Origin of the sequence: Phormidium sp. FACHB-1136 (assembly GCF_014697375.1) — a bacterium.
Lineage (GTDB): Bacteria > Cyanobacteriota > Cyanobacteriia > Phormidesmidales > Phormidesmidaceae > Nodosilinea.
This window is the reverse complement of the sequence record NZ_JACJRS010000077.1, coordinates 1-25,960: the sequence shown is the minus strand read 5'-3', so window position 1 is coordinate 25,960 and position 25,960 is coordinate 1. Positions and strand designations below refer to the sequence as shown.

Here is a 25,960-nt window from a genome sequence, read left to right as displayed (position 1 = left end):
AGACGCACCACCCCTGTCCACAGTCCGGTCTGGCCCCCGCCAAAGACTTCAATCCAGGCCTGGTTCCACGAGTCAATCGTGCCCTGGCTCAGTTCGATGGAGGAGCGTAGAATGTCACCGCCCTCTTCGGCCCCTAGCTGAAGCAGGGTGTGTCCTACGTTGGATGGCATCCCAAAACGATAAAGCATGGTTTCTCACCAAACACTGAACTTGACCTGGACTCACACCAACTACTGCTGAGGCATCGCTGGATTACCTTCAGAGTCCGCCTCTGAGTCCGCCCCTGTCGTGCCGAGGGAGAATCCACCGGGCATCATCAACGTGCCAATCTGTTCAATGGCCCGGTTGCCACTGGCAATGCGCTCCCGACGGGCCAGAATGGTCTGCTGATCCAAGGCTCGTGCTTGCTGAGCCGCTAGCAGGTTTCCCATCGCCCGATCCACCTGAGCTTGCTGACCTTGGGCCACCTGTTGAGCGGCTAGTTCTGCGGCTAGGGAGGATTGTTCAGATAGGTTCCTCAAAATGTCCTGGCTCACATCACTTTGGGCCGAGCGTTGAGCGGCAGCCTGGGAGCCTGCGAGAGATTGCTGAGCCTGTTCAGCCTGTGCGACCATCTGACGTTGCGCCGATTCGTTCAGGGTCGAGCTTTGGGCCAGTCCCACCGCTGTTGCTCGCTGAGCCTCATGGGATTGGTCACGACCGACGCTGTAGCGGCCTGTGTCGGCATCGCCCCCCGCCGGAGATTCAAGTGACCGAGCCAGGGCACCCGCCTCTGACCCGTCACCGCCCGCACGATTGTTGTCTTCAATGGCGCTATCCACCGCTTGCAGATCAGGGACGCCAAAGCCACCGAGGAGGTCTTCTAGGACGTCGCTCGCCACCCTGGGCAAGCCGCCAATGAAGTCACCGATACCGCCAAAAATGTCGCCCAGGCCGCCGAAGTCGCCAAAGACCGATTCAATGGTGTCATTCACGACGTTGCCCAGGCCGCCCGGTGCGGTATCCGCTACCAAGGCTTCAGCACCGGATTCAAGGGGGTCAACGTCTTGGGCCTGGACGGACGACGAGGCCAGCGCCAAGACGGCAACCATCGAACTTAGAACCAACGTAAACCATTTCAAACGCATCTTTTCAACTCAAACTCGACAAATACACTCCATCCAGGCTTTGGGCCTAGCGAGACACCACAGGTTGAGACGGGCCTCGGCATACTTCAACCCGCTGAACCCTGGATAACCCTTGTGTTGGGCTATCCTGAGGCTCTACCTGCTGAGCCGAGACACCCCCAGCGTCTACCGCTGGCGGCAGCAACGTCATCAGGTCAACCCCAGCCTTGAGGGCCGGGATGTAGCGCCGGGTGAAGTCTGCGAGACCCTGGAGCCGACCGATGAAGGTGTCCGGGTATTGGGCCATGACATAGGCTCTCAGCGCCTGTTCGCTCTGCCCATTGGCCACACTGGCCAGCATCATTTCGCCGGGATAGTAGCGGCAAGGCCAAAACCGATCCTCCTGCTCCAGCAGCCAATAGGTAGACAAGTCCGTCGGTCGAGGCTTGGCATTATCGCCCGCATTGGCTGAGACAATCCCGGCTGGATAGGCCAGGTGTCGCTCAAAGGAGGCCACCGCCGCGCTGGTGATCCGGCCCGTTAGCTTGTAGTTCAGGTTTTGCAGAATTTGGGCCGACGTCGCACATTCAGCGATGGCGTCCGGGTCTTGGGCAATCAGCAGAACGCTGATGCCGTCTTTGCGGCCCGTCGCGCAGAGGTCGCCCACCATCTGAGCAAAGCCGTCGCGCTTGAGCAGCACCGATTGTTCGTCGCCTACAAACAAACTGCGGGGATGGGCCAGGGCCGTGCGGATACAGGCCGCATGGGCATTGATGACCATCAGGTAGGCATCCTGACCACTCTCGGCATTCATACCGGACAGCGCAAAAAACTTGACGGCAGGATTGGGGTTGAAGCTGCTAGGCTCACTCAGCACCCGACCTACCTCAGAGACAAACAAAGCCTCAAACTGGGTCACGATCTGGTTGAGGGCACGGCGGTCTAAATCCTCGAAGCTGACTAGGTTCAGGCGTTCTCGGGTGCAGTAGCGCTTAAAGTCTTTCAAGGTCGGGATAGTCTGCCATGCCTCGGACTGCCAACCCCCGGCGATGGCCTGGTTGTAGCGTTCAACGATGTCGGTATCGCCTAGGAAATTCTCCAGGGCTAAGCGCAGCAGCGCCTCTACCCGCTGGGCCAGGGGCGGATCATCCAATTTGCCCATCACGATGATGTTGAGGGGCCACAGCACCATCTCTTTCCAGGTCTCTAGCCGCTGCTGACGGGTGGCTTTATCGAAGTGGCGTAGGTCGGGCGGCTCTAGCAGGTTTGAGTGGGAGCGCTTCATATCAATGTAGGCCCCATCTCGACCCAGTAGCCCAATCAAGGTCTTGAAGGTGCTGTCGCCCCCACTGGACAAGTCCATCCCCACGACGGGAATGTTCTGGGCCAGACTGTCGATTAAGAAGCGGCAGGCCAAGACCGATTTACCGCTACCGCTGGTGCCCGTAATCAGGGCTCGCTTAGCCTGGGTGAACAGGTCGATGTGTAAGGGTTTGCCGCCCCGTGCCGTCACCAACTCGACGCCCCGACGGTCTAAGCTCTTGGGCACCGTCAACGGCAGCAGGCCCGCCACGGTCTGGGTGGTTGGGGTCAAGCGGCGTTCATCGGACACTAAGCTGCCATCCTGGAGCAGGCGAGAACAGGTAATCGGCAACGTCTGAAGCCACAGTTCCCAAGCCACATGGTTTTCTCGGATCACTACCGCCGAGTCAAAGGCATTGGCTAACATCTGACAGGCCAGGTCTAGCTCTCGGAGGCTCTTGCGATAGACCAACATCATCGGCGCACCGTGCAGCGCTTTGACACCCTGGTACAGTTCCAACTGAGCCTCATAGCTCTCTTGTTGCTTTACCTCCGCTCCCGCATCTCGGCCCTGACCCTTTTGCAAAGAACGGTTGGAGGCACTACGGGCCTGCTTGGCTTGTTTGGCCAAATTGTCCTTAATCAACAGGTCGCTGGCGGTGGTGATCTCGCACCAAAATTCAGTGTCGTAGACAAAGCCTGCACTGCTGCATTTCCACATCCAGCGCAACTGCTCTCTCACATTGGCCCAGCCCGCCGGGGGTTCCTCCATCGCCATGACGCCCACGTAGGGCCGAGCCTTGCCGGGGAGCTTAATGCTATCGGTCAACTCGCCATGGCTGGGGCAGGATGAACGACCTTGGCTACCCTCAATCAGAAGGGTGACCGGATGCTTATCCGTCGAAACCCGTTCTTTGAGGTGGTACCCCGTATCGGTCTCCCGCAACGACAGCACCTGGGGCACGGGTGGGGCAGGCGTATCGTTAAAGCGGTGCCACAGCCAATCCCACAGGTCATCGGTGCTGCATGGTTTCAAAAATAGGCCCGCCTTGGTGCAAAGTACCGATTCCCAGGGCAAAAACCCTTGGTTGAAGGCCGCCAATAAAAGCCGAGTGTAGTACTGCTCTTTGTAGGCCAGGGTATTGCCCGTAATGTTGCCCAGCACGGAACCCACCAAGCCCTGCACCGCGCCCACACATTTGTCCCACCAGTCGCCCGTCTGCTTCACGTCCCCCGCACTCGCCGTCCAGGTGACAAACACCCGTTGCTCCCAACACTGGCGCTGGCCCGATTCGGCCATGGCGCGAACTCGGTTTTGTTCATTGCGTAGCAGCACCGAAACCGCTGAATTGGACGCATTATCGGCCAAATCTTCTAGCTGACGCTGGCGTGAATGGTCGTCGGTCAGGCCAGCCATGCAGAAGGTCAGACGCTCACCGGTGGGCAAATATTTGAAGCCTTCTTCGAGGCCCAAGGCGGCTCCCATCAACTCGTCCTGGGTCAAAATGTCGTGCAGACCCTGGAGGGTAAATCCAAACACAAATTGATACTGACGAGCGCCCAGTTCTAACAAGTAAGCGCTGATGGTGCGTCCATCTTTGTGGATTTCGGCCAAACAGCACAGGTTGAGATAGTTTTGAAACGGCATAAATGTCCACTTACCTCCTTGGTCTCGCTTCATCTGACGCGGCTTCAATCGAGGTCGAGCGATCTTGTCCTGATACATCTTTTGGGCCTGAGCCGTTCGGTTTCGAGGCAGCACCGCAATGTAGCGCTTATGGCCATTACACCAATCCTTGCCCGGTGGGTTGCGCCAGTGGTTGATGTAGTTGTAGGGCCGCTTTCCGGTCAGCAACCACCAACTCACAATCAGCACCAAGGACGTTGCAAAGAAGGCAGGTAACCCTAGCCCTAGAAAGCCTTGAATCACAACGTAGGAAACCACAATGATTCCTATCCAAGGCACTAACTGATTGGCGGGCACTGGCCCAATCGAGGCTTGTTTGCCCAGAATTGTGTTGTAGCGAATGAACTGATTAGTCATGATTAGTTCATTATCTTAAGACTCCAAGACTAGGGAGTACCTAGCCTTAGAACCATGAACGATTGACCTGGCTAGACCGCATTCCCAATGAAGATAAATGTCACCACGTCAATGGCGATGACAATGGCAAACGCCAGCCCCACTTGGGTGACAATGGGTCGCCAATCATTCCCCTGCTGAGCCTGGTTATAGGCAAAGAGCGCCGCCGCCGCCACCAATAGCAGGAACACCCCTCGAATCAGGTTGAATACCAGGCCAATGACGCTATCATCTAGGGTTTCTCCGGCCCCACCGCTCTGGGCCTGAGCGGCGAGATCAACAAAGAATGCTTCAAGGCCACTCAGAAACAGGGCATGGGCGGGCTGGATGGCGCTAGCCAGTAACGTCGTGGTGCTGATCGCCACAACAACGTGCTGAATCTTAATCCTGCGACCCATCCACCGTTCTAGGACAGGGGTCATCTGAAGCATCTGCCAAGCCGTCAGATACAATAAACTGCTCACGCCCAACACCGAAAAGAAGACAGGTTGACGGGCAGCCATATAAACTAGGCCAACCCCAATTCCAGCCAAGCTTAGCGAATCAAAGGTAGAGACCCTGGCTTTATCAACACGTCGTTGAGAACGCTGAGCTTGGAAATTAGAAAATTTGCTGGTCATGTCTTTATTAGCCTCAATTCAAACTCAATGAATGAACAAAAACCTTGCCAACGATGAAACATCGCTGCTTTCTTTCTGCTAACGAATCATTAGCCTATTTCGCTGTCTAAAAATCGGTTAGTCAAGCCTGAGATTGGGACGGAACCCTTGGCTTTCGTTGGCCTACAATGTTCCCTACAAATCGACCCAACGGAGATTCTTGCTTAGGTGCAGGCTGTGATGCACCATTCCTATCGCTTACAGCCGCAGCCCTATTGCGCTCAGCAATAACCTCTTTAGCGGGTGTAGAAATACCTGCATCTTGTTCAAGACTCTCTAGCCGTGCTTCAATGCTGTCCAACTTCTGATTGATGTTGGACAAGTAAGCTTCTAGGGCATCTAGCCGTTTACCGATGGGCGCATTCGCCTCCAGTTTGGGCGCACGCAGGCGCTTGGCGGTGGGGTCTGACTGCCCCATAGCAGCAACCCTACCGTCCATATCGTTGACCTGGGTCTCCATCCTAGCCGCCGCTTCATTGGGAGCCTGAGCGAGCTGATGGGGTTGGGTAGAGGCCCGGTCTTGTCCTTGACCATTACGGTTGGCGGCAACCACCTCCTCAGCCTTGACGATCCGCTCAGCAATCTGATCGCTACGTTCCTCGGTGGCTTGGATATTCTGACCAAGGGCGACTAATCGCTCCCAGTGGCGCTGGTCACGACTCTGCTGGATCTGCCTGACCGCATCCACCCCCAGCATCGTAGCCGCTGCCGCCACAGCGATAACCTCAGCCGCGTCGGCTACCACCGTAACGCCATCCGTGTCGCCGCTCGCAAGACCGGAGAACGTATTCGCCGCATCGGCTAACGTAGACTCAACGGGGTCTCGCTCCGGTCTAAACCCCCAGTCATGGCGGGGTGGAGATGCCCTATCGGACGGACGTTGTACAGACGGATCGACACGAGGCGGGGGTGGTTCGACGCTAACCGCAGGGGCCTGATATGAGGTCTGCGGTCTAGGCGAGGTTTCACCAAACGGTTTCCCCTCCAGTGACTCATCCTCTGAGTCCACATCCAGTGAACGCAGTTGGAAAGGAGCGGATTGTGGTGGCTCTCCATCGACAGCATTGTCAGAGAGAAACAGATCATCCTCGATGAAACTATCGCCCCCAACGCTGCCATCGTCATCACCGGAAAGATCGTCGGAAAGGTCGTCGGAAAGGTCGTCAAACCCATCCGTATCGCCAAGGGTGGTCGGTGGCCGTTCAGCGCCTTGCTGGGGAGGTTGACGAGAACGCGCAATGCGATTCGGTGACGATGGTTGGGAAGATGGTTCCTGACGTTCAACACTAGAACGACGAGCCAATGCTAAGCCAAACTGCTCACAGATATAGTTGCCCGTAATGGATGGAATAGCATTTTCTGCCTCCCCAGTCATCTTCTCAATATGTCGGGATAAATGGGCTCCGGTTGAAATCTTACTAGACCCAACTTGACTAAATCGAAAGTTGTTGCCCTTACCGACAATCTCAGCACATACCCCGTAGTCCTGCCCTAAACAATCGGCAAAGTCATCGAGGTTGCTGATACTGACCTGACCTGCCGTAGCCCGGTCATGCAAGTCGTTGATGCTGGCCCAAATGTGGTTGATGACATCGCGGTCTGCTTTTACTTCTGGCCGCAGGTATTTACTACCCCCACCTTGATTTTGGTTTAACTGACCTAAAGGTTGTCCTAAAGCCATAGGTTTTATATCGTGCTTGGCTCTATTCTTGACAACCGAATCTAAGACAACCTCTACCCATCGGTAGAAATGACTTAGATCCACCGGCATCATGACGAAAGCGTACTGGGATCCATCCTAAGTCCAAACAAATAGGGAGGGCTATCGCCCAAATTTGGGATGTTTCTAGATTTTTGTGATGAATACAGAGATAGCCCAGGAACGGTTTGATTTTCGCTCGGTTGTGCCCCAGAACGAACAACAGGCCGCCTATTTGGCCCAGGGGGCAAAGCTACTGAGCGTCCAGCCCAGTACCCCAGACTCCCAACTCTTAGGGATTGGGGCGGCAGGCAGCGGCAAGAGTTACCTCAACATGGCTCTGATTGCGGCGGCGGTGGACATGGGTCTGCGGGTCGTCTGTGCCACGCCGACCCATAAAGCCCTGACCATCCTCCAGCGCTCGGCGCGGCAGTACGGCATCAGCCATCGGGTTCATTTCTGCACGATCCAGAGTCTGCTAGGGCTACGGTTAAATGCCGGAGAGAATGGCAAAGAGCTCAAGCCCGTTGACTCACCCACGATGGGCTGGTACGACCTGGTGATGGCCGATGAAGGCTCGATGATCAACCAGGCCGTGTGGAACTTCATGCAGCCCCATCTGAGCCAGACCCGATTCTTGGGCACCGGCGACCCCGCTCAGCTTTACCCGGTCGGGGAAGGCCTCAGCCCCTTCTTTAAGTCTGAAATCCCTCAAGTCCGTCTGACCCAACCTATCCGTCAGGCCGAAGGGCCGCTGATGGATGTCGTCGTTTCAGCCCGTCGGGCCGTCACGGCCAAGAAGTCCAACTACCCATGGTTTAGGCCCAACCCAAAGGCGACCAACGCAGACGGTACGCCCATGCGAGTCTCCCGCAAAGCCTTGGTGCGAGCTGCCCTGGCCAACATCAGCCAAATTAAAGAAAACCCTGACCACTTCAGGATCGTAGCCTTCCGCAATGCCACGGTGGATCAGTACAACCGCGCCATCCGCCGAGAGGTACTTGGCCCCGATGCTCCTCAGTACGTCCCTGGAGAACGACTACTGGCCAAAGACCGAGGCGTCAATTCCCCAGATGGCAATGAGACCTTGGTGCACACCGCCATGGAAATGGATGTGGTCGAAGCGGAAGAGACGCACCTGGACGGCTACGCGGTCTGGAAGCTCAAGGTGCTGGTCGAAGGGGAGCGGCGTCCAAGGGAAATTTATGCGCTCCACCACAGCGACCAGGCCCGGTTTGATGAGGAGTGCCAAGACCTGAAGGCCGCCGCCCTCCGCAATCGATTCCTGTGGCGGCGCTACTATGACCACCTAGAGAAGTTCCCGAACCTCAAACCCTGCTACGCCCTCACCGTACACTACAGTCAAGGTGGCACGTACCAGCACTGTGGGGTGGACGGTAAAGACCTTGATGCGTGCCGTTATGCAGGCGATGAGTCTCCCTTGAGCCGAGCCAGATTTTACAACCGACTCTGGTACGTCGGCCTGAGTCGGGCCGCTCAAAACGGGTACTTTGTCCTCTAACGGGCCACCGCTATCGCTTGGGGGGTGAGCATTCCTACGCTGCTACGCCATGCCCACAAAAACCAGTCAACTCAAACCTAAAGCCACCCCTGAGTCGGGCCAACCCAAGGCGAAAGCCAAGGCCAACCAGGCTCAAACAGATCAGACAGAAGCTCGCAAGGCAAAAACGAAGGCCAGTCCAACACAGACCAGTCAAACCAAAACCCGTCAGGCCAACACAGACCAGGCGGAGGCCAGTTCAACTAAAACGGCTCAAACGGAGGTGCGCAAGACAAAAGCTAAGGCCAGCCCAACGAAAACAACTCAGCAACCTGCCCAGAAAGCGGAACCATCGGCGGTGGTGTTCTCGGTGGAGACCACCCAAACCTGTCTGAGCAACCTACTGGCCATCGTCGAGCCAGCGGTTCCCACCAACCCAACCCATCCCATGCTGGGCTATCTCAAAATTGAGGTGCTTCCAGACGCCTGTCGGATCACAGCAGCAGACACCAGTTACACAATTACGGCCACGGTCGGCTGTGAAACATTGCATCCCGGCCTTGGCCTACTGCCCACTCAACTGGTTCAGGTGATCAAGGCTATTCCGCCCTCAGAACGCCTCGCTTTGGTCGGATCTACCCTGGAAGGGGCGACTAAAATCCAGCTTAGCAATGGCTCCGGGGTCATCTCAACGACCCCCATCCATCTGTTGGCGGATGACTTTCGGGTTGATGACCTCACCAACCCTCAGTTTCAGCATAGCCTCCCTGCGGAGACCCTGAAACTCGCCTTGCAGACCGTTGTCGGGTCAGCGGGGCCAAAGGATAAGGCCATCCTCCATGCGGTTCGGCTGACCTTCGAGGCCAACACCCTGATCTGTCAGGCCACCGACGGACATCAGATTACCATCGCCACCCTTGAGGCGCAGGAGCTGGGGCGACGCCGACGCCAAACCACCGAGCCAGGGCCAGTGGAGTGTTGTCTCCCCCTCGATACGGTCAAAGCCTTGATCAAGCTACTGGCCCTGGCGTCTAAAGAAAGCGACGTTCAGGTTCAACTGGACACGGGCGAAGCACCCAAAGCCCAGTTTCATATCCAAACCGACCAGGCCCAGGTCACCCTGACCGGACAGTGCCTTGCGGATGCCTATCCCGACCTACAGCAGGTGATTGAGTCCTTTACCTACGGCACCTCCGCCTTGGTCGAACGGAATGCGTTACTTCAGCAGGCCAAGGTCATTAAGGCCATGGATAGCAAAACACCCGTGGCGAAGCTGGCCTTGGGCAGCGCCAGTATCCACATTTCGATGGACGGGAATGAAGTCTCCGGCACCCAAGCGGTTCAGGCTTCGCTGGATATGCCAGACCCTGAGTTTGAGACATCTCTGAACCTAGATCTGCTCATCAACTTGGCCCGTTCCGCCACTGGCGACCAACTCCTGCTGGAATTTGGCAGCAGCGAAAGTCTGATTAAGCTCGCCCCTGTGGCTTCAGCGATAGACGGCCTCACGATTGTGGGCTACATGATGCCCGTCCAAGTCCGTCAATCCGCTCCATCCACCTAACCCCTTCAAGGTCGCACACCCCGGCGTAAGTCTCAGGCTTGCGCCTTTTTCATGCCCTTTATCCCCTAAACCCATGAGCCAACCCTTACACCTCAAATATCGACCCCAGACCCTCACTGACCTGGTCGGTCAACCCGCCGTTCAGACTTGCCTGACCCAGGCCATCCAGCGCCATCAGATTGCACCCGCCTACCTGTTCTGCGGGCCACGGGGCACGGGCAAAACCTCCACCGCTCGCATCCTCGCCAAGTCCCTCAACTGCCTCAGCCACGATGGCCCCACCGCCACCCCCTGCGGTACCTGCTCAACCTGCAAAGGTATCGTGAACGGTTCTGCCTTAGACGTCACAGAAATTGATGCAGCCAGCCATGGCGGGGTGGAGGATGCGCGGGAACTGGTCAAGACCTGCCAACTGGCCGCCGCCCAATGCCGCTACCGGGTCGTCATCATTGACGAGGCCCACATGCTGACATCCCAAGCCCAGAATGCCCTGCTGAAGCTAATTGAGGAACCCCCGGCGCGGGTCGTCTTTGTGCTGGCCACCACCGAACCCCATAAGGTACTGCCCACCATCAACAGCCGCTGCCTCAGCTTTGAGTTTCGACCCATCGCCCAGAGCGTCATCAAACGCTACCTGGCCGAGATCGTAGCGGCGGAGGCCATCCAGGTCGGAGACTCGGCTATTACGGCTATCGCACGGCTCTGCAAAGGCGGGTTGCGGGATGCGCTACAGCTGGTGGCTAAAGCCGCACTCCTGGATAGCGAAACCCAGGTCACAGCGCAAGACATCTACCGCATGGTGGGTCAGGTCGGCCCTGGGGAACTCAAAGCCCTCGTCACCGCTGCCCAGACCCGTAATGTGGTGGATCTGATGCAGGGCAGTCGAGAGCTGATTGAAACGGGCCACACCCCGGAAGCCCTTCACCTGGCCCTTCTGGAGGTCTACCACGACCTGCTGTTGCTCCTCGAAGCCCCTGGCCAAAACCACCTCCTCACCAGCCTGCTCACGAAACAACAGCTTCAGCCCCTGGCCCAAAACACGGACGTCAGCCACATCTATCAAGCCCTAGACATCCTAGAGGGGGCCGAACGACAGCTTCGCTTTAGCCCCACGCCCCAGCCCTGGTTGGAGGCCACCCTACTCAAGTTGATGCCCCAGCCCGCCCAGTCGTCGCGTCAGCCTGTCCGCCCAACAACTCGCCCCACACCGGATGCTGAACCCTCCTTAGCGCAAGCCTGGAGCCGGGTGCTAGACACCGCCCAACCCAAAGCCAAGGCGCTGCTCCAAGACTACTGCCAGTTGTCTCACATCGACCTGGCACGAGGGGTCGCCACCCTCGTCGTTGACTCAGCTAAGAAGGCCACCCTGACCAAGCACAAAAACAAAGTGCAGGGCATCCTCGAAACGGCCATGGGCCAGTCCATCCAGCTGACCCTGGTCTTCACAGAAGTTGACCCTGACCACGACGTGGAGCTGGCTGGAGTCACCGGGTAGAGGTCAGGTTGAGTCCTGACCCACCGGACTGACATCCAATTTCTGCTGTCGCAGAACAGGGGTGAATCGACCTGCGGGACGCGCTAACCCAATAGAACGTCCCGCTTTCGGCCCATGCAAACCCAACCATCCTACCCATGATGCTCACCCTTGAACGACCCGATGCGGCAGGGGGAACCGCAATGATAGCTAAACGATCACCCCCAACGGACGGACTGGTTCTCGGTGTCACAGGTCACCGTCCCCACAAACTCGTGCCCAAACCTCGCTGTTACTCCAAACCGTTTCGAGTCCATTTGACCCAGTTCGCGATGGACTGGCTCATGGAACTGAAGCCTGAGCAAGTCATCTCAGGCATGGCCCTAGGCTGGGATCAGGCGGTGGCCATTGCCGCCATTAAGCTCAATATTCCCCTGGTCGCAGCGGTTCCTTTCCAAGGCCAAGACGCTCGATGGCCAGATCCCAGTCAACGGCTCTATCGCAAGATTCTGGCCAGGGCGCACCACGTCAAGGTGGTCAGCCCAGGCGGCTACTCCCTCAAGGCCATGCAGGCCAGAAACGAATGGATAGTGAACCACAGCCATCAACTCCTCGCTCTGTGCAATCCGGCTAGGCCGGGGGGCAGTCAACACTGCTTGGCCTATGCCCATCAACGGCACATCCCAGTCACCCACTGCTGGGACGCCTTTAGGCTCAAGTTCTAAGACAGCCCAGCTATCGCTGGGACGCCATAGTCCACGATGACTCGCCGCCATCCGTCTGCGTGACCGGAACCCAAACGGATGGCGGTTTTCTTCATGCCCTTTATTGCAGGTCTCGCCGATGCCCTTAACCCTCCTGGTGGGTGATGATACTTACGCCATTCAAACGCATCTAGAACAACTCAAGACCCCGCTTGACCCCGCTTGGCGCAGCCTCAATGTTCAAACCTTTGAGGCCGCTACCCTCAATGCCGATGCCCTGAACCAACTCCTCAGACGCCAAGTCTATCCCACGGCCTGTAGCCCGCCGATGGTCGGCGACACGAAGCTCGTCATCGTCACCGATTGCAGCCTCAGTGCTCAGCACTTTGACGGTCTAGCCTGGGTTGAAGGCATGATCCCCACCACTCATCTGGTGCTGTGCCTGGACAAACTGGACAAACGCACCAAGGTGGCCAAGTTCTTGGCCCAACACGGCACCCTCTATACCTACACTGCCCTCAGCCCCTGGGATGAGGCGGGCATCAAAGCCACCGTCAAGGCCCAAGCCCAGGACTCCGGGGTACAACTGGGTAGTGGCGTCTTAAGCTATCTCGCTGAAGCAATTGGCAATGACCGACAACGGATGGCCTCAGAACTTACCAAACTCACCCTTTGCCCCCAGCCCGTTACCTTGGCCCAGGCAAAAGCTCTGGTGCCCAACCAAACCCAAACCGCCTTGCAGCTCGTTGACGCGATGCGCCAAGGCCAACCTGGTCACGTTGCGGCCCTGTTCAAGGCGCTAGAAACGGTTCATCCCGGCGTGATCATCCACACCGCCCTCAGTCAGTTTCGCACCTGGTTTAAGGTGAAAGCGGCCTTGAAATCGAAGCATCTGACGACGGAGGCCGACATCGCTCAGTTCGCGACGCTAGGCAATCCCAAACGACTCTATTACCTGCGTCAGGACGTTGCGAAGGTCTCGATTCGCCGTCTGGCTGAAACCGTTGTCAGCCTTCAGGCGTTATCCGTCGGCCTCAAGACGGGCCTCACCCGTAGAGCCATCGGCCTTGAATTGATGAAAATGGCGAGTCACAGCAATCCAAAGGTCAATTAATTAGGAGAAACCCATGGCCACCCGCAACACGTTTGCCGATATCTTAACGAAAACCTGGGCTGAGATGTCCGACCAAAACCAAGCCCAACCACCCCAGACACCATGGCCCACAGCGGCCCCAGAGCCCATCGACGTCGATGCCATCCTAGATGCCATGACTCAGTGGGAGACCACCCTTCCCGGTCAAGCCCCTGACCTACAACCCATTCCTAAGTCAGTGCCTCAATCGCTCAGGCAGGCGTTGGCCCATCTAGGTATTCACCACCTTTACAGCCACCAGGTCAAAGCCTATCAGGCCATCCAACGGGGCAAGGACGTCGTGATGACGCCACCGACCGCAGCGGGCAAGACGATGGCGGCCTATGTCCCCATCATTGAAGGTGCCCTGAAAGCAGGCCACCGATGCCTGTCCCTCTATGGTCTCAAAGCCCTCGCCAGTGACCAGGAAGCCAAACTCTTGGCACTCCAGGCGGGGATGCCCGATGCGGGTCTAGCGATTGCCAAGATTACGGGCGACATCCAGGGTGGCGATGCCCGTGACGCCATTTTGGCCGAGGAACCCCACATCCTGGCCATCACCCCGGATCTGCTTCATCACGAGCTGCGGCGGGTCTATTGGTCGAACCCCTGGCAGCAGTTTATGGCCCAGCTCCGCTACGTCGTCGTCGATGAACTTCATGCCTACCAAGGCGTGTTTGGCGCGAACCTCTGTTGGCTAATTCGACGGCTGAAGATGGTGGTCGATAAGTGTGGGGGAAACGCTGACCAGCTCCAGTTCATTGGCCTCTCGGCAACGGTCGGCAACCCCCGTGACCTAGCCGGACGCCTCATCAGTCGCCCTGCCACGAACCCTGACGGCAGCAAAAATACACGCCTGACCTGGCTTCATAAGAGCGGGGCCAGATCTCCTGAGAAACGGTTGATTGTGGCTAACCCCAGCCGCAACATCAACGAGGACACCACCCACCTAATGCTTCAGTTGATCCGGGCTGGAAAGCAGGGCATTACCTTCTGTGGCTCTCGCTCAGCCACCAAAGCCATCACCAAACTGCTGGCCGACAAGGCCGCCCACCAGGGCCAACCCCACCTCGCCCAACAGGTGGCCAGCTTCTATGGTTCCCTCGACGAAGTCCGCCGTCGGGACATCATTGCGCGTCTATCCTCCGGTGATGTGCGTTGGATTGTCGCCACCGAGGCCCTAGAAGCTGGAATCGACTTGCCCCAACTCGATTGCTGCATCTTGCGTGGCTTCCCCGGCAACCTCATGAGCTTTGCCCAGCGGATTGGGCGGGCAGGCCGTCAGCAGGAAGGTCTGGCCGTTCTCATTCCCATGGGCCATAGCCTCTTGGATATCCACTACAGCCAGGAAACGGAATTGCTGGGGCCATCTGAGGCGGTACATTTCAACCCGGATTATCCTGTCATGGTGGCGAAGCATCTGCTGTGCGCCGCCAAGGAGGCTGGGTTTAAGTTGGCTGAGGTGGAACCTTATTTTGGCAAGGCCGCCCTACCCATTGCCCGGATGTTGCTCACCCAAGGTGAACTGCTTCAACGGCGCGATGGCGGACTCTACGCCAAGGGCTACCCCCACGGCAACGTCAACTTTCGTGGCTCCATTTCCAATGAGCAGGTGCAGTTGGTGGAGGCGGACTCTGGCCAAACCGTCGAAACCATGACCCTACCCCTGGCCCACCGGGAAGTTCATGAAGGAGCCATCTACCAGCGTCAGGATGACGAAGGCGTGATGGGCAGCTATAAGGTGATCCAGTTTGACCAGGGCCAAGCCACCCTGCACCCCTTCTCCAACACCGAAATCTCCACCCAGCCCCTCGGCCAACGAGACTTGGTGCCCACTCAGCCCATCACCGACCCCGTTGAGGTACCCCTCCACTTCAGCGATGGCCGCCAATCCGGTCGCCTCACCCTTACCCTCAGCTTTGGCCAAGTCAGTCAAATCATCACCGACTACCAAATCTTGAGTAAGCGCTATGAACCGACCTGCCTAAACGATAAATGTGGACGATTCAAAAAGCCCCTAAACGACAACCCCCATTGTCCGAGCTGCGGCAAGTCGGCCCGAATGGGCACCGTCATCGACGTGCTCGACACCCAATCCCTGGATCCCAAGAAGTACACCTCCCACTTTGATAGCCCGATCCTCAGCGCAACCTTCGACACCGTCGCCCGTGGCTACCTCGAAGACTATGCCCGGAGCCTGAAGATGCAGTTCCAGGATCATCCCCAGCGGGAGCACTATGGCGCACTCTGGGAACATCCCAGCGACCTGATTGCCATCCATAGCCTCGGCCATCAACTCATGCTGGCCCTACCGTTAGTCGTCCTGCACAGCCAGCAGGATCTTGAATTCCTCTGCCGGGACGCCAGCTTGGGGTCATCGTCCGGGGCCTGGTTTGATGTCAGCGATGGCGGCAACGGCGCAACGGAGTCCATCCTGCGCTATTGGAAACAGTTGGTGCCCAAAGCCATCACCCTCATCGAGGGGTGTGATTGTGTTGCAGGCTGTCCCAAATGTCTATCCCAGTGGCATTGCCCTGACCACAACAACGCCCTGCTGAAGCAAATGGGTTTGTTTGTGCTGAAAGCGGCCTGCCACAAATAGCGACCCGCATCCCTCAAAGTCCCCTGGTCAGTTATGGCTGGGGGATTTTGATATGCGGAGAATCCTTCTACCTATGGCCAAAAACCTGTGCTGAAACCACTTCAATTGGAGCTTTTTAGCATAAGGATTAGGCACAGATTGTGAAAAGTCGTATTCTTCTCTCATAGCAAAAACCTCTAGTCTGACAGAACGGCTATCGACCTAGCACAGTCGGTCGTCGAGATGATGATTAATAGGACTCACCGTAGCCACCACTAGCGACAATGTTTGGTCAAGAACCGATCTAGCTGGTTGGCAAAGGCTCCGGTGACTCGCTGGTTAAAGGGCGGTGGGCCACCCGTGTCTACGCCCGCACTGCGTAGGTCATTGAGGAAATTTCGCATCGACAATCGTTCTCGAATATTGCCCTGGTCATAGAATTCACCCCTAGGATTGAGGGCATAGGCTCCCTTCTCGATGGCTTCTGCGGCTAGGGGGATATCGGCAGTGATAACTAAATCCCCGGCCTGGAGATGTTTCACAATGTAGTTATCGGCAATGTCTAGGCCAGCACGTACCTGCACAAAGTCAAGGTAGGGAGAACCTGGAATTTGTAGCTCCTGGTTGGCCACCAAGGTGGTTTTGATTTCAACTCGTTTAGCGGCTCGAAACAGAATCTCCTTAATCACGTTGGGGCAAGCATCTGCGTCAACCCATATCTCCATTACCTAGCCGCCTGTTGTTCTGTTGAGGATCTGAACGGGAATCTGGACATCGCTCCGCTTCATCAGGTCGGGTAGGAAGGGGCCATCGTAGAAGAAGCGCCGAGGTTGACCGATGACTTCATACTCTGGATGAGCCGCTAACCAGGCCTGAAGTTGTTGAAGACTGGCGCTGTAGCTGGCCATATCGTAGCGCCCCCGGGTGCCCATACTCACCACGGTCATCGCTGGAATGTCTTCTATCACAATGTTCTCGGCAACCTCCCTAGGGACGATATCGAGGTTGCGGTAGAGGAAGGAAACCGCTGCTTCCCCTTGGGTCGTCTGCCCTTCCAAGGTGGCGACAGGGTAACGGGTTTCGACCGGGGCGGTCATGGAAATGTCGTTGCTACTGATGTGGCGAAATAGGGGAGAGAAACCACGGGAGGGGGCATAGGCCAAATCCCCCGTCATCTGGACGGTGGCCGCTCGGTAGGGGGGGTAATGCTTAATCTCAACCTGTCCCTCTGAACTAGGGACAGGAAAGCCCTCTGGCAGGGGCGCGGAGGCGGCACGATAGGCCCCCAGGGCCAACACCGTAACGCCCATGACAACCACCCCCAGCACCAATAGTCCCTGACTTAGCTTCATGGTTGACCCCGATTCACTTCCCCTAGTCTAGCGGTCTCCCATCCGTAGACGGGCCTGAGCTTCCCTGTCGGGAATGGCGGAGGCTCTGCATTCCAAACCTGTTCTATGACGTGGCCTTCCATTCAAGACCTCTGCCCACCCAGCGGGTATCGACCCGACCACCCACGCCGTAGCTTAGCGACCCAGGTGATGGCCGCCGAACAACAGCGCCGACTGCTCACCATCATCCAACAGGCCCAACTGGGCTTGGACTATCAGCCGATGCTCCAAACCCAGCCTGACCTTCAGCATCTCATCCACCAAATTCAAACCTTGATGCCCGCCGCCTTGACGACGCCCCAGCGGCACCTGCGCCTCAATCAGTCCCTTCAGGCTCCCCTCACCGTTGATGGGGCAGAACGTTGGATGGATGCCACCGTCAACCTCGGCTACCAGCGTGGGCTTCCCAAGCTGATTGACTGGTCAGTACGCCGACCCTGGCCTTGCTGGGCCGACGCCGTCAAGCTCTGGGTCGCGGCTGAGCATTTCCATCGAACCGAAAGGCTAAACCTCAACCAGCTCAAGTTGGTGGTCATTGCGCTCAGCTTTACCCAACGGCCTCAATCGCTGGTCATTCGTTGGAATCATCAGCAACACCGCCAGACCCAAGCCCGGATTATTCAGCAGTTGGTCAACGGCGACCCAGTGCCCGCGCCCAAAGAAGACCCCGAACTCCTCGCCCTCCTCGACATCCGCTCAATCCCTGAAATTGCCCTTTGACTTGACCCCATACCCAACCAAATCCATGACCTACACCCATGGCTGGCTGCTGCCGGAACTGCTGCGGCTCGATGCGACCTACCAAGGGCGTTACGAGCTGTGGCACAGCACCAAAACTCAGCCCCACCTCACCCTCAACACCCTGGCCCAACCCGAACCCCTTCCCTTCCTCAAGCCGGGAGACACCGGATTTGATAAAACCTTGACCATGCTCAAAGCCTGCTTCAGAGCCGTTGGTGGTGAAAGCCAGAAACCCGGAATGCGGGAGGTGAGCTATCTGGCCAAGTGGATGTTATTTAGCCTGGGCCATCCTTACCAAACTCAACGTCCCACGATGGAGACCCGCATGGCAGGAACGCGGCGAAAGAGGCTGGAGAACGAGTTCGACCTCAGCCAACTGATTCGGTTTCCGAGTGACTATTTCGGCCACCTCTTGGCCCATAGCCAGTATGGCCAGCGGCACACTCGCTTCTATCCCACCCTGCAACCTGTTGCGGCACTGATGGCCGAACTGGGCCACCAGGTGGAGCACAGCCCAACGCCCATGCGACTCTTTGACCCCTGCCTGGGCACAGGCCGACTAGCCCTAGAAGCCTCGAATTATGCACGGGCCTTAGTGGGCTGGGAGCGAGACCGACCGTTGCTAGAGGTCGCCCTGGCCAACTTCATGCTCTATGCCCCAGACTTTGCCTTACCCATTCCAGGGCTGGGCGGCCAATTGGTCTGGGGCGATGCCCTTGAGCGTCAAGGCACCGTCATCGTCGGGCATCGGGCGCAACCTGAACCTTGGCCTGCCCTGGCCCCACCACCCAAACCCCGCAAGTCCACGCAAAAACCTGAACCCCATGACTCAGACCCTAACCCAGCCCAACTCCGTCTCTTCTGAACCTACTGACTGGCTCACATTGTTTGCTGAATGTGATCAGCGCCGCCCCGTTCCCACCTTGTCTTTGAAAACCTTGGCTATCCTCAACCCGCCTTTTGGAAAGCAGGCGATTCAGCACCAGGTCGCTCAGACCTACGAACTAGGGCACCACTGGCGCAGACCGAAGGTGGGTGCTGACGCTGATTCCCGCCTCAAGTCAGAGTGGCAGCGAACCAGCCGGGTCAAGGCTTCCACCCAGCTTGAAACCATGTTCCTAGAACTAGCCCTCCGCCAGCTCGCACCCGGTGAGGTGATGGTGGCCCTGGTGCCCAACGGCATTCTGGCCGACCACGACAGTTCAGCGGCTCGGCACTGGTTGATGAACCAGGCCCAGCTTTGGGCCAGCATCCAACTCCCTAAAGAGGTGTGGCAAGCCGAATGCAAGACAGGCATCATCACCAGCATCGTCGTATTCCAGAAGCGTCAGGAACCTTCGACAGATGACTACAACATCTTTATGGCCATGATCCAACACTGTGGTTTCAATAGCCGAGGCAAGCCGATGCCAGAGTCCGACTTTGACGAGATTGCTGAAGGATTTCGGGACTTCTGCCAAGCTGCTCATGCCTTATCCCAGGCATAGCAGACTCACTCATTCATCTTCAGAGGGTGGCGGCGGCAGAAGTTCATTGGCATAGGCGATGCGTTCCTGAAGCGCGGCATACACCTGGTCTTCACTGACCTTGGCCGCCTGACGGGTCAGGTAAGGGCACAGATACTCGTCCCACAGCGCCATGTTCTGCTTAATCCGCTTAAACTCGCTCTTGGGCATCGGCACCCGCAGCTTGTAGGGCACATTGGTTTCTTGGCCAGAGCCGTAGCCCGGACTGGCCAGGACGCATTCACCCGTGCGAAATCGCAGAATCTCGTCTGGGGTGAACAGCGGCATCTTCTGAAGGCTTTCGCTGTAGTTGATGTTGCGGCTCATCCGCCCTGCCATCGTGCGGCCTGTCGATTTTTGCTTATGAATAAAGTCTTTCTCACCAAAGCGTTTGCTGTAGCTCTCGGCGGTCTGGGTGTCGCCGGGATAAAAGAGCAGATGGGTTGCACAAGCTGACGCAATCGCCTGACCCCGCTTATCGCCATAGGTGTCATACAACTGGTTGAGGGACTGAATGCCTAGGGCAAAGGCTCCGCCATTGGAGCGATATTCGTTGATCCAGTTGGGTAGTCGGTCGAGGCGAATGGAAGGAAGTTCGTCGAGGGCAATGAAGATGGGGTCTTGGCGAGGGGTGGCTAAGTTTTTCACCACGCACAGGTGAATCGCAGCGGCCAGCAACGGCCCCACGATACTGCGGCGCTCATCATCCAGCTTGAAGATGATCATCTGCTTGCCTTCGATTCGAGCCGGAATCGTGGATTGACCCATAAAGTTGGGCAGCAGGTCTTTTTGGATAAAGCTGCTGAAGGTGGCCGCCGTTGTTGTCATAATGCTGGACACCGTCTTCTCGGCGTCCTTTGAGGCCAGAAGCTGATTAAAACTCGCCGCGACCCAAGGGTCGATCTGTCCTTGCTGAACCGCCTGGTCGATGCGATACACAAAGTCCGGGAGCTGCAACAGGGCATAGACCATGCCCATATCCGGGTAGGGCGTGGAGCGGGCCAACTGGATGAGCGCCTTCCCGAGCTGTTCCCCGGCCTTACTAAAAAACTCATCACTGCGGCCACCCCCCTGAGCCGATTGAGCATTGCGGACAATGACCGCCCCCAATTCCCCCGCCATTACCGCATCCGTCGAATCTTTCAAAAACTCGACCGGATTGAAAATGCCGCTGTACGGCTGGCCTGGAGCCAGCACATGCACGTCATAGCCGTAGCGAGCCGCCAGCGGGGCATGGAGCCGCATCTGGTCGCCCTTCTTGTCGTAGAGCAAGACGGGAATGCCCTGGGCCAAGGCGGACTCAATCATCGGGTCGATGGCACTGGCCGTCTTCCCTGACCCTGGACTGCCCAGCACCAGAACGCTGCGCTGGGCATCGGGCAACCACAGCGCGGGGGGAGAGCCCATCAAGGTTTGGATACGAGATCCAAACTTACGCCAACGTCCTGACCACCAAAATTGAGGAGGCTTCCCTGCCCACAGCGTGACCTCGTCTCGGGGCCGCTGGGGACGTTCAGACGGAGACTTCTGAGCCTTGTTTTTAGCCTTGGCATTCTTCAGGGTGGGAGGCTGATAGTCTAGCGGCAGCCGCAGTTGCTTCAGTGCCTTGGCATTGGCCGACAGTTTGTCAGCAGTGCGGACGGTTCGGCCTGTGGTGATGGTGCCCCTATCGTCTTTAAGCACAATCATCATCACGACCAAAACCCCAAACGCTCCCAGCATCAGGTAGCCCTGGGGATTGTTGTACTGCTCAATCAGCCCACTGATGTCGATTCCAAACATAGCCTTTTCCTTTGCTGACTAGCGGCTATCGCCTTTTAGGAGCGATTGACGTTTCTCAAGTTTTTTTGACCTATGGCCCCTCGAACCCCGACATCCCAGCGCACGACCCAAACCCAAACCCGTAAATCCAAAGCGAGCACCCAACCGGAAGCCACCCGAACCCGGAGCCGCAAGCCCAAGGCCGACATCACCGTAGACCCGGAACTCCTCAACCCTGAATTCAACGAGACCCGACGGCCCCGGCTGCCCTACGGCATCATCGTCAACGACAACCCAGCCGGTATCCTGATTCCCGTTGACCAACTGGAATCGGCGGGCTGGCTGAACCCGCCGGACGAACTGGATGAAATCATCATTGGCGAGAACACGGTCATTGGCCTGTTCCTAAGCGAATGCCGACTGGTGGTGCTGGCTAAGGTGCCGCCCTACATCCGTTACAAAGACGCGGATCAGCTCACCGAACGAGGTGGGGACGAAACCTTGGCCCACACCCTAGTTGGACCCTATGACACCCACCAAATCCACCTCGACAAAGCCCTGATGGAAGTCGTCTCTGAGCACGCCGTCGTGTTCCTAGACGATGCGGATCAGCCGCTGCACACCACGCCCATCGTCATCCGGTTCAAGAACGTTGCCCTTTGGAGCTTTATTAGCACCTGCGACGACTACTACCGCAAGGTCGAAAAGGCGTTTGCGGAGCTGGTCAATCTGCCCTACAGCGGCAAATCCGACCAATGGCGCTCCCTCGTCGTTGTGCCGGTGGCCTTCACCCCCGAAAAGCAAGGGAAGGGCAAGAACAAGTCCCTCTGCTGCAAGGCGATGATTGAGTTTGTGCCAACCGCAGACACGTTATTTGAGGTCTTCCTCGGCACACCCCAAGGTAAAGCCTTGGTCTGGGGGCTGCATACCGAAGTGGCAGGCTTTGTGGAATCGGCCCCGACGGCCATGGCCCTACCGCCCGCCCAAACGGGACACACCTTGCCCAGTGGTGTTGCCTCGGCGAGCCCAGACGACCTTGACCTGGATGGGGACGACGAGGAGGATGAGTTCGAGCCTGAAGACGATGAAGACGAGGCCATTGAAGTCGATGCCATCGTTGACGAAGACCCAGACGAGGACGAGGACGACGACGACTACTAAACCCCATCCTTGCCCCACCTAAGCTAGACGGGGTGTGGGGTCAACTCGCCGCCAAGGGCAAACGACGATTGCGGGTCGGTTGATATTGGCCTCCCCGCAGACAGGCGATATGCTCGACCACTTGGTTGCCCTCCACCTGACTGGCTAAAAGGCAGGGCAAGGGTCGGGCCACGCCATCGGCCACGGGCTGAATCAAGGGCGTACCAGGGGGTAGGTCATCCCTTAAGTGGGCAGAGAACACAACCCCTTCCCCCTGCAACGCATCGCCAGCCAGCCAGAGGCCGCTGTACAAACAACCGGACGCACCGCACAATCGGTCGCTTCGATAATCCACCAAGACCAGCCGCCCCTCATCTCCAGGTATCGACCAGCCCACCATGGTCTCCGTGAGCGCATCGGCCTCAGTTCCCGTTAGGCTGGTTTCAGCCTCAATCAGGTCTTGAATCACCACATCCGGCAGCACACGAGACACGGGTTGCCAGTCCCCCACATGGGCCTGAGCGCTACATCCCACCGACATCAGGGCCATGCTGAGCAAGACCGCTAGGGCAAACCCGATCCGAAACCGATTGGCGGCTCGACGCAACCATTTGGGTGGCCCCGGCAACTCAGCTTCAACGGATTCTAGGGTCGGCCCCTCCCCCGCTGCCGCCCGTCGCCAGTCGTCCCAGGTGAGGGAGCGCAGGTTATGAAAGCCTTGAACTAAATCCTGTTTTGAGACCATGGTGCTATTCCCCCAGCAGTCCAGGCATATCCGCACTAGGAACACCCAACTGCTCTAGGACAGCGGCATTCATCGCACCACCCCCGTTTTGGACCACGACCCATCCGTCATCCGACTGTTGCAGCAGGGTTTGGCCACCCATGTGCCCAACGGTCCAGGTGGCTAAGGCATAGTCGCCCGATACGTTGATGCTCCTGATTTCTGGGGTCAGGTCTGCACGAAGCCCCTCACTCACCACCTCGATCACAGCGGCTTCGATTTCAGCCGTTGACTCAGCGTGGCTTGGCATGTAAATCGCCATACCCAGCGCTAACGCCAGTCCTAAAATAGCCAAAACCGTGAACTTGCGAAGTCTTTGGAAAACCAGCATCGTTTTAACCTCTTGCTTCAGTGACTCGATAAATGCGGCTTGGGCCAGAGCCATAGAACCCGCCAAAGTCGGTATCCGAATCCCAGGTAAAGGCCGCACGGCTCGATGAGTTTGAGCGCACCTGCGTACAGCCATCGTTCAAACAAATCCCGATATGTTCTTGGCCCCCTGAAATCACAATGTCGCCCGCTTGCCCCTGGGAACGGTCAATCGGCCTCCCTCGGTTGTTCTGGAGGTCTGCTTCGACCGCTGGAACCCAGTTCGGCGCATCGCCCCCAAGGCTCGCGATTCCCGCATTCTCCAACACGCGGTTCACGGCCCACGCACAGGCCAGATTGCCGCCATCCGGGCCAGCTCTAGAACTGAACTGGCCCAGCTCCATCATGGAGCGGTGAATGACCCCATTGATGTCCCCGGCCTCGGGTGGATTGCCCACTGGCTCTACTCCAGCGGATTTAGTTTCAGAAGGACAGAGATTGAGTCCTCCGACAGACCCGCCACCCTGTTCATAGACCTGGCGGGCATTTTCACCGTAGGCGCGCACGCTCAAACGGCCAAAGGCATCTGACCCACCGCCATCAATCGCCACCCCTGGCCCACCAAAGTGCATTTGGGCGGCACGCTCCACCAGGCGGCCCCCTTCAAAGGGTCGGCCTGTGGTGGGGTCAATCTGACCAGACGCCTGTCGAAGGTTGTTGGCTAAAAACCCTTCAAAGGCACGATTCTGATCCTCCGGGGGAAAGTAGCGCATCAGTTCATCGGAGTTCGGGCGATGGCCACCCCCCACGCGGGACAAGAAGGCTGTTCCCCCTGGCCGAGCGGCAATGAGTTGAGAGGCCTGGTCGTTGTAGCTCATGAACTGAAACTTGCCCAGACCCCGACCACAATTGCGGCCTCCATCGGCACAAACATGAGGCCCGACGGCAAAATAGCCCCCGCTGCCCTGGGATTCAATACTCGCAATGGCGCTCGCCAAGGTGCCCACATCAATGCCCGCGACGTTTCGGTTGGAGGTGAACTCCGCTGGGTCGGCTCCGTCTGGCAACTCAATACAGTCTGGACTGAAGCGCCCGAGTCCCCCAGCACCACCAAACCCAGTATTCCCAGGCCCAGGCATGGGGCCACCCCTGGTTGCGCCTGTCCGCTGGGAGGGCGTGGCAGAGGGGGTATCGCTGTCGAGTAGCCCCACAAAGATGGGGTCATTGATGCGGTAGGTCAAAAATGGGAAGGGGCCAATGATGTAGGGCGTACAGCCGCCCCACCCACAGGCTCGAAAGAAGAGGGCGCTGGTCACCGTATCGTCCCGTTCTTCCGGCTCCCAAATCACCTGCTTAAAGGCAGGGCCAAAGGGATGGCGACCCGTCGGTTCCCTGCCGCCATTGACGAACTGCAGCGTGCCACTACCCCCTTCAACCGCTTGGTACTTGCCCGATACCCAATGGATGCCGTCGAGGGGATCCGTTCCAGACCCCAGCGCCTGAAGTTCAATCGAAGCACAATCCGTGCGGTCGATGTTGCAGGGCACTGCAAATCCTTGTGAGTCAGAGCCAGAAATCGTGCGGGGCCGATCCCCTTCCCGTGGCCCCCAGATCATGTCGATCTGCATCGTCATGTTGCCGACCACTGCGACCGGATTGGGAAAGCTTGCTAGGGGTAGGTCACGGAGTCCGGGCACCTGATTCAAAGTAGCCTGCTCAAAGCCACTAAGGGTACCGAGAGCGGTCTGGGCTATGCCTGGAATCTGGTTGATACTGAAGGCGCTGAGGTCAATCTCACCCAACACCAACTCGCCCAACTCAGGCCAACGCTGAACGGCATTAAATAAAGTATGGCCCTGACGCACTCGGTCCCCTAGCTCCGCATCAACGAGCGCCGCAATCGGGGGTAACGCATCAAGGTCAAAGCCGCCCAGGGTCGGAATGGCCGCCATCAGGTCGTTGATGGACTGATTGCCAAGCAAAGGAAAGTCTTGGATAGAACGCGCACCTAGGTCTTGGCCTAGGACAGCGCTGATGTCATCTAGGGTCAAGTTACCAGGGGTCAGGTCTTGAATGTCGCTGAAGGTCAGCACCTGGTCAATGGTTTGGCCGCTGCGCCAGGTGCGCTGGTACGGCCCCTCTCGAAACCCTCCACTTTCACCGAAGGCGGGCAAATCTGAGAATGAGAACTGATCCAAGTCGGGCACGACGACCGCTTGGTCAGGGAGTACAGAAAATTCAGTGGTTGGAACCACATTGGCTAAGGCAGGCTGGGGACTGACCATAAGCCAAACCAGCATGGCCATCAGCCATGACAAACACTTCAAAAACATGGGTCATTAACAAAAGCGTCAACGTCAGAGCATCAGTGGGTCGTCGCCATAGGTGCGCGGTCGTTGTCGTCGGGTTGGAGGTTGGCCGGAGGCGGATGGGCCAGACTCCGCATTGACCACCCCTTGAGGCTGAGGCAGCGGCGAGGGTGGCCATTCATCCTCAGAAGGCTGAACCCGTCCTAAATCAGAAC

At 57.7% G+C, this 25,960-nt stretch carries 20 protein-coding genes and 1 pseudogene; 10 read left to right on the top strand and 11 right to left on the bottom strand.

The features are described from left to right. From H6G62_RS19325 to H6G62_RS19305, 5 genes and pseudogenes are all read right to left on the bottom strand, one after another. Positions 1–188: pseudogene (locus H6G62_RS19325) on the bottom strand (hypothetical protein); the annotation flags it as partial. A 42-nt stretch (positions 189–230) separates the two neighbouring features. Next, a complete protein-coding gene (locus H6G62_RS19320; protein WP_190498164.1) occupies positions 231–1,091 on the bottom strand; it encodes a hypothetical protein in 861 nt (286 codons plus the stop codon). 82 nt (positions 1,092–1,173) lie between these two features. Next, positions 1,174–4,452 (bottom strand): hypothetical protein, encoded by a 3,279-nt coding sequence (locus H6G62_RS19315; protein ID WP_190498163.1) that lies wholly within the window; start codon positions 4,450–4,452, stop codon positions 1,174–1,176. A gap of 71 nt (positions 4,453–4,523) precedes the next feature. After that, on the bottom strand, positions 4,524–4,994 hold the full coding sequence (locus H6G62_RS19310) for a hypothetical protein (RefSeq protein ID WP_199325121.1): 471 nt from the start codon (positions 4,992–4,994) through the stop codon (positions 4,524–4,526). Between the two features lie 238 nt (positions 4,995–5,232). Next, entirely contained in the window at positions 5,233–6,924 is a 1,692-nt protein-coding gene (locus H6G62_RS19305; protein WP_190498158.1) for a hypothetical protein, read from the bottom strand. Between the two features lie 85 nt (positions 6,925–7,009). On the opposite strand from H6G62_RS19305, the gene H6G62_RS19300 reads away from it, so the two are divergent. The 6 genes from H6G62_RS19300 to H6G62_RS19275 all read left to right on the top strand — a co-directional run bounded on the left by H6G62_RS19300 (position 7,010) and on the right by H6G62_RS19275 (position 15,826). Next, complete coding sequence (locus tag H6G62_RS19300) at positions 7,010–8,371, top strand: AAA family ATPase (protein WP_190498156.1); 1,362 nt, start codon at positions 7,010–7,012, stop codon at positions 8,369–8,371. Between the two features lie 49 nt (positions 8,372–8,420). After that, positions 8,421–9,914, top strand: a complete 1,494-nt coding sequence (locus tag H6G62_RS19295; protein ID WP_190498154.1) for a hypothetical protein — start codon at positions 8,421–8,423, stop codon at positions 9,912–9,914. 73 nt (positions 9,915–9,987) lie between these two features. Then, on the top strand, positions 9,988–11,409 hold the full coding sequence (gene dnaX / locus H6G62_RS19290) for a DNA polymerase III subunit gamma/tau (RefSeq protein WP_190498152.1): 1,422 nt from the start codon (positions 9,988–9,990) through the stop codon (positions 11,407–11,409). 137 nt (positions 11,410–11,546) lie between these two features. Further along, positions 11,547–12,113, top strand: a complete 567-nt coding sequence (locus tag H6G62_RS19285) for an SLOG family protein (RefSeq protein WP_190498150.1) — start codon at positions 11,547–11,549, stop codon at positions 12,111–12,113. 118 nt (positions 12,114–12,231) lie between these two features. Then, the gene (gene holA, locus H6G62_RS19280; protein WP_190498148.1) at positions 12,232–13,206 is read left to right on the top strand and encodes a DNA polymerase III subunit delta; all 975 of its coding nucleotides are present in this window, start codon (positions 12,232–12,234) and stop codon (positions 13,204–13,206) included. A gap of 13 nt (positions 13,207–13,219) precedes the next feature. Next, positions 13,220–15,826 carry a DEAD/DEAH box helicase gene (locus H6G62_RS19275; protein WP_190498146.1) on the top strand — a complete coding sequence of 869 codons (2,607 nt, stop codon included), beginning with the start codon at positions 13,220–13,222 and terminating at the stop codon, positions 15,824–15,826. A gap of 254 nt (positions 15,827–16,080) precedes the next feature. On the opposite strand, the gene H6G62_RS19270 is transcribed toward H6G62_RS19275, so the two are convergent. Next, positions 16,081–16,530 (bottom strand): YaiI/YqxD family protein, encoded by a 450-nt coding sequence (locus H6G62_RS19270; RefSeq protein ID WP_190498144.1) that lies wholly within the window; start codon positions 16,528–16,530, stop codon positions 16,081–16,083. A gap of 3 nt (positions 16,531–16,533) precedes the next feature. Then, positions 16,534–17,157 carry a heme-binding protein gene (locus H6G62_RS19265; RefSeq protein ID WP_190498142.1) on the bottom strand — a complete coding sequence of 208 codons (624 nt, stop codon included), beginning with the start codon at positions 17,155–17,157 and terminating at the stop codon, positions 16,534–16,536. Positions 17,158–17,262: 105 nt separating this feature from the next. Here H6G62_RS19265 and H6G62_RS19260 point away from each other — a divergent pair, with 105 nt between their 5' ends. The 3 genes from H6G62_RS19260 to H6G62_RS19250 are packed head-to-tail and all read left to right on the top strand — an operon-like array spanning position 17,263 to position 19,424. Next, entirely contained in the window at positions 17,263–17,916 is a 654-nt protein-coding gene (locus H6G62_RS19260; protein ID WP_190498140.1) for a hypothetical protein, read from the top strand. A gap of 25 nt (positions 17,917–17,941) precedes the next feature. Then, positions 17,942–18,802 (top strand): hypothetical protein, encoded by an 861-nt coding sequence (locus tag H6G62_RS19255; protein ID WP_190498138.1) that lies wholly within the window; start codon positions 17,942–17,944, stop codon positions 18,800–18,802. Then, on the top strand, positions 18,762–19,424 hold the full coding sequence (locus H6G62_RS19250) for an N-6 DNA methylase (RefSeq protein WP_190498136.1): 663 nt from the start codon (positions 18,762–18,764) through the stop codon (positions 19,422–19,424). The genes H6G62_RS19255 and H6G62_RS19250 overlap by 41 nt, the downstream gene beginning before the upstream one ends. Positions 19,425–19,433: 9 nt before the next feature. Here the strand turns inward: H6G62_RS19250 and H6G62_RS19245 are convergent, their stop codons facing one another. Next, positions 19,434–21,224, bottom strand: coding sequence for a type IV secretion system DNA-binding domain-containing protein (locus H6G62_RS19245; protein WP_190498134.1), 1,791 nt, complete (start codon positions 21,222–21,224; stop codon positions 19,434–19,436). Positions 21,225–21,296: 72 nt separating this feature from the next. Between H6G62_RS19245 and H6G62_RS19240 the strand changes: the two genes are divergently transcribed. After that, positions 21,297–22,364: a DUF5895 domain-containing protein gene (locus H6G62_RS19240; RefSeq protein ID WP_190498133.1), complete on the top strand. Its 1,068-nt coding sequence runs from the start codon at positions 21,297–21,299 to the stop codon at positions 22,362–22,364. Positions 22,365–22,404: 40 nt separating this feature from the next. Here the strand turns inward: H6G62_RS19240 and H6G62_RS19235 are convergent, their stop codons facing one another. Genes H6G62_RS19235 through H6G62_RS19225 form a run of 3 tightly spaced genes read right to left on the bottom strand, consistent with a single transcriptional unit; the run spans position 22,405 to position 25,736 of the window. Next, positions 22,405–23,088, bottom strand: coding sequence for a hypothetical protein (locus H6G62_RS19235; RefSeq protein WP_190498131.1), 684 nt, complete (start codon positions 23,086–23,088; stop codon positions 22,405–22,407). A gap of 4 nt (positions 23,089–23,092) precedes the next feature. Further along, on the bottom strand, positions 23,093–23,458 hold the full coding sequence (locus H6G62_RS19230; RefSeq protein WP_190498129.1) for a hypothetical protein: 366 nt from the start codon (positions 23,456–23,458) through the stop codon (positions 23,093–23,095). 4 nt (positions 23,459–23,462) lie between these two features. Then, positions 23,463–25,736, bottom strand: coding sequence for a M23 family peptidase (locus H6G62_RS19225; protein ID WP_190498127.1), 2,274 nt, complete (start codon positions 25,734–25,736; stop codon positions 23,463–23,465). Between the last annotated feature and the right edge of the window lie 224 nt (positions 25,737–25,960).